Annotated in this window: 4 protein-coding genes and 1 pseudogene; 3 read left to right on the top strand and 2 right to left on the bottom strand. The window is 73.1% G+C overall.

Annotated features, from left to right (window positions below; all coding sequences use genetic code 11):
• Positions 1–117 precede the first annotated feature (117 nt).
• Positions 118–303 (bottom strand): helix-turn-helix domain-containing protein, encoded by a 186-nt coding sequence (locus tag ACIRJP_RS41980; protein WP_404186425.1) that lies wholly within the window; start codon positions 301–303, stop codon positions 118–120.
• Between the two features lie 277 nt (positions 304–580).
• Here ACIRJP_RS41980 and ACIRJP_RS41985 point away from each other — a divergent pair.
• A pseudogene (locus ACIRJP_RS41985) lies at positions 581–682 on the top strand (IS5/IS1182 family transposase); the annotation flags it as partial.
• A gap of 43 nt (positions 683–725) precedes the next feature.
• Here the strand turns inward: ACIRJP_RS41985 and ACIRJP_RS41990 are convergent.
• Positions 726–2,204 carry an alpha/beta hydrolase family protein gene (locus tag ACIRJP_RS41990; protein WP_404186427.1) on the bottom strand — a complete coding sequence of 493 codons (1,479 nt, stop codon included), beginning with the start codon at positions 2,202–2,204 and terminating at the stop codon, positions 726–728.
• Between the two features lie 295 nt (positions 2,205–2,499).
• Here ACIRJP_RS41990 and ACIRJP_RS41995 point away from each other — a divergent pair, with 295 nt between their 5' ends.
• Positions 2,500–3,654, top strand: a complete 1,155-nt coding sequence (locus ACIRJP_RS41995) for a sensor histidine kinase (protein ID WP_404186429.1) — start codon at positions 2,500–2,502, stop codon at positions 3,652–3,654.
• Positions 3,651–4,310, top strand: coding sequence for a response regulator (locus tag ACIRJP_RS42000; protein ID WP_404186431.1), 660 nt, complete (start codon positions 3,651–3,653; stop codon positions 4,308–4,310). Before ACIRJP_RS41995 ends, ACIRJP_RS42000 begins: the two co-directional genes overlap by 4 nt.
• The last annotated feature ends 288 nt before the right edge of the window (positions 4,311–4,598 follow it).

Consider the following 4,598-nt stretch of genomic DNA (forward strand, 5'->3'; position numbering starts at 1 on the left):
CGTGGGGGAAAGCCCACGGTGCGGGCACTGTCGGCGGTGGTGGTGCACTGGGAGCGGGCAGGGCAGGGCCGGCACTGGCTCTTGGTGAATCGGGCAATCGGGCGGCCTTCGCCTCCGCTACCCGATCGTCTTGGCCTGCTCCAGCCAGCGCCACACCGTACGCTCGGAAACCCCCACCGTCTCAGCGACCGCACGCACATGCCGCGTGGCCAGCTCCCCCGCCTGCTGCCGCTCCAGCAAACGACGCACCACCAACCCCCGGGGCAGCACAGGCCCACGGTCGGCCCTTACCTCTTGATCCACCCCACGATCACACCGGCCAGGCCCACCTCACCGCATAAGAACTCTCAAACCTGAAACAGCATCAGCTGTCATGCGATAGAGCCCCCACGACAGCGATCCCACCCCTCAATCTCTCACCTCATGACAGCGGCCCACCCGCCCACAAACACCCACTGACCAGCCCCGTAACACCAACCCCTGGACCAGCACGACCGACTCTCACCACCACCGACACCAACCTGAGAGATCGCACGTATCCGCTCGTGATGAGTGTTCGTTACCACCGGGCTGACGTAAGCGCCTCATGGCCGCCTGCCTCGCCGGCGAGGAGATCGAACCGCGCGGCCCCATCGAGACCGAAGCAGCCCGTCGCCTCGCCGACGACCTCAAGAACGAGTGATCACCAGATTACCCAACACCTTCTTACGCGCGTGTTCGGCCAATCACGGGGTCAGCCTCGCACTTCCCGGAGCCCCCGATGGTGAGACCGTGTAGACCTTCCCGTAGGCCCGGAGGGTTTCGGCCGGGTCGTCTCCGGGGCGGCCTCGCAGGACGGCGTCCAGGAAGGCGAGGGTGGCTCCGGCGACGACGCGCGGGCTCTCGGTGCGGCCCAGGGTGCCGACGATCGAGGGCACCGGCGGCAGGTAGAGCGGGCCGTCCATGAAGGTGAGGTGCCCGGCGCCGGGGACGGCAAGCCGGTAGCTCGTCGCGGTGCTGTGCTCGAGGGCGTTGGTAAGGCGGGGCAGGTAGCGCGGGTCGGTGCCGGCGGTGATCTCCTGGGTGAGCGCGAGCGCCGACTGCTCAAGGGCGGGCGCGGTGGGGCCGTGGGGGTAGCCGTCCAGGTCGACGACGGCGTCGAACCGGCGGTCCTGCCGGGCCGCCTGCAGGGCGGCGGCGCCGCCCAGGGAGTGGCCGGCCACCCCGGCGCGGCCGGTGTCCAGGCGTCCGGCCAGCGGGTCGGCGGTCTCGCCCCGGTCCAGCCGTTCCAGCTGGGTGAGGACGAAGCCGAGGTCGGCGGCGCGGACGGCGGTCCAGCCCGCCGCCAGCTCCTCGTCCCGGTCCCGGTCCCCGCTGGAGGCGATCGTGGCACGGATCGTGCGGCCGTCGGCGAGGACGACGACGGCGGAGTCGTACGGGTGGTCGAGGGCGGCGACCAGGTAGCCGTGGCTGGCCAGCTCCTCCGCCCAGGCGGTGTTCTGGGTCCGCACCCCGCCCGACCCCGGAGAGAACAGGACGATCGGGAACCGTTCTCCCCCACCGGCCACCGGGGCGTCGACGACCGCATGGCTGCGAGCCCGCGGGACGCCGTCGACCAGGAAGCCGGGCAGGCCGACCCCGTCGGCGAGGGCCTCGGCGACGGTGCGCGCCTCCTGCTCCGTGCGTCCCAGGTACTGGGCCCGCTGGGTGCCGGCGGGGCTCTTCTGCGCGGGGTACCAGAGCTGGGTCACGACCGTGCGCCGGTCGTCCGGATCGGCGGTGAAGCTCTCGGGGCGGAGCGGGTCGGTCCACTGCACCACCCGGGTGCCGACCGCGAAGCCGCCCGACGGCTCGGGAAACTCGGGCACGGGGAAGGCCCAGGCCGCCACCGGGCCAACGGCGATCAGGCCGGCGCAGGCCAGCGATCCCGGCAGGGCCAGCCACCAGCGGGCCCGCCACGCCAGTTGGCCGGTACGGCGTCGCAGCAGGGGCGGGAGGGCGAACGCCGACGCTAGGGCGGCGCCGGCCAGGACCGGCAGCAGCTGCCAGCGGATCCCCACCACGCCCAGCACGGTCGCGGACGCCAAGAGCACCGCCCCCGCCCCGATCGTGACGGGCCGGCGGGCGGCCGGGGGGAGCCAGCGCGCCGCCACCAGCGCGAGGGCACCCAGCAGGACGAGGACTTCCGGAAGGGACTTCGACAGCCCCGTGATGGTTTCGGTCACCCGGCCATGCTCGACGCCGGGTCCGCGCCGCCGCATCGGTCCCGAGTCGCCGCCGGTTGCCACTCCGGTCGCACCCCGGGCGGGCCGCGGTGCGACCGAAGTGGCAACCGGTCACGCCCGGCCGGCGGCCGCTCTGCGACCGCGGGAGGTGGTGGGCCTCCTCCTGCGGTCGTACCCCGACAGGACGCGGTCGGACGGTGGGCTCATGCGCGCCGCCGCCCCCGCGGCCTAGGCTCCGGCTGTACGCGCTGACGGTCCCGGTCGGGCCGCCACGACGGCCGATCGACGGGGAGGTGTGACGGTGCGCCACCGGGAACGGGTACCGCCCCTGGTGTGGGACGCGGCGCTGCCGATCCTTCTCCTCCTCAACGTCGTGACCGCCTACCCGGCGCGGGAGCTGCCGGTGGCCACGGCGCTCACCGCCGCCCTGGCGCTCCCCCTGCTGTGGCGGCGCCGGGCCCCGCTCGCGGTGTTCGGCGCCGTGGCGTCCGCGGCCTTCGTCCAGTGGCTGATGGACGTCCAACTGCCCGCGGACATCGCCCTGCTGGTGGCCCTCTACACGGCGGCCGCGCACACAGGCCGGCGCGGCACGCTCCTCGCCGGTGCCGTCGTGGAGGGCGGAGCCGTGCTGGCCTGCCTGCGCTGGGCACCGGACGGCGCGTTCCTGACCCCCTTCGTCGCGCTCTCCGCGACGGTCGTCGCCGCCGCCGTCTTCGGGGTGAACGTGCGGACGAGCCGGGCCTACCTCGCCGCCGTGCAGGAACGGGCCGAACGGCTGGCGCTGCACCATGAGCAGCAGGCTCGGCTGGCCGTCGCCGAGGAGCGGGCCCGGATCACCCGCGAGATGCACGACATCGTCACCCACAACCTGTCCGTCATGGTCGCGCTCACCGACGCCGCCCTCTACGCCCAGCACAGGTCTCCGGACCAGGCTACCGCCGCGATGCTACAGATCTCCGAGACGGGCCGGCAGGCGCTGACCGACATGCGGCGCTCGCTGGGCGTCCTGCGGACCGGCGAGCGGGACGCGGAGCGCCACCCGCCGCCCGGCATCGCCCAGCTGGAGGCCCTCGCCGACCAGATGGGCGCCGCCGGGCTGCCGACCCGCCTGGAGGTCCGCGGCGGCCACACCCACGTCCCCGCCACCGCACAACTCACCGTCTACCGTCTGGTGCAGGAAGCCTTGACCAACACCCTCAAGCACACACCCGCCGGCACCCGCGCGACGGTCCTGGTCGAGTGCTCGGCCCAGGCCGTCGACGTGGACGTCACCGACAGCGGCCCCCGCCCGGCGCGGCCCGCCGCCGCACCGCCCGGCCACGGCATCCCCGGCATGCGCGAGCGCGCCGCCGCCTACGGGGGGACGCTGCAGGCCGGACCGCTTCCGGGCGGCGGCTGGGGCGTCCGTACCCGACTCCTCCTCAACGGCGGCGGGGCGGGCTCCGCATGACGATCCGCATCCTGATCGCCGACGACGAGGCGCTGCTCCGGATGGCCTTCGGCACGGTCCTGGAGGCCCAGCCCGACATGACACCGGTCGGCGAGGCCGCGGACGGCGCCCAGGCCGTCCGCCTCGCCCGGGAGCTGCGGCCCGATGTCGTCCTCATGGACGTCCGGATGCCCGAGACGGACGGAATCGAGGCGACCCGACAGGTCGTCGAGGTCTCCCCGCAGAGCAGAGTGCTGATCCTGACCACCTTCGACCTGGACGCGTACGCCTTCGCCGGTCTCGCCGCAGGAGCCTCGGGCTTCCTGCTGAAGAACACCAGGCCGGAGGAGCTGCTCACCGCGATCCGCAACGTCGCGGCGGGCGACGCGGTGCTCTCCCCGCGGATCACCCGGCGCCTGCTAGAGGACTTCCGTCCGCACCTGCCCGACGGCGGCGCCGTCCGCGACGATCGGCTGGACCGGCTGAGCGCCCGAGAGCGCGAGGTGCTCGTCGAGGTCGGCCGCGGCCTGTCCAACGCCGAGGTCGCGGCCGCGCTGTACCTCGCGGAGGCGACCGTGAAGTCCCATCTGGGGCGGATCCTGCACAAGCTCGAACTCCGCGACCGGATCCAGGCCGTGGTCTTCGCCCACGACAACCGCCTGGTCCGCCCGGCCTGAGGCCCTGCTCCTCACTTCCCAATCGAGACTGAATTGCTCGATGACCTGCTTCGCAACGTCTTCTGGCGAGAGGTTGGTGTTGTCGATCCGCAGGTAGTCCATGCGGCCCTCGAACTCTGTAGTGGAGTTGAGCCGGCGCGGCTGCTGGTCTTGCCGTTGCCGGTGTTCTCCCGGACGGTCGTCGCGGGCAGTACGGGCTCCGGCGATGGGGGCGGCAGGAGAGTGATCGTCGTCGAGGTCACGACCTTGCTGCCGTCGGGGCGGCCGTCCAGTTTCCTTTCCGCGTAA

Origin of the sequence: Streptomyces sp. NPDC102437 (genome assembly GCF_044765565.1) — a bacterium.
GTDB lineage: Bacteria > Actinomycetota > Actinomycetes > Streptomycetales > Streptomycetaceae > Streptomyces.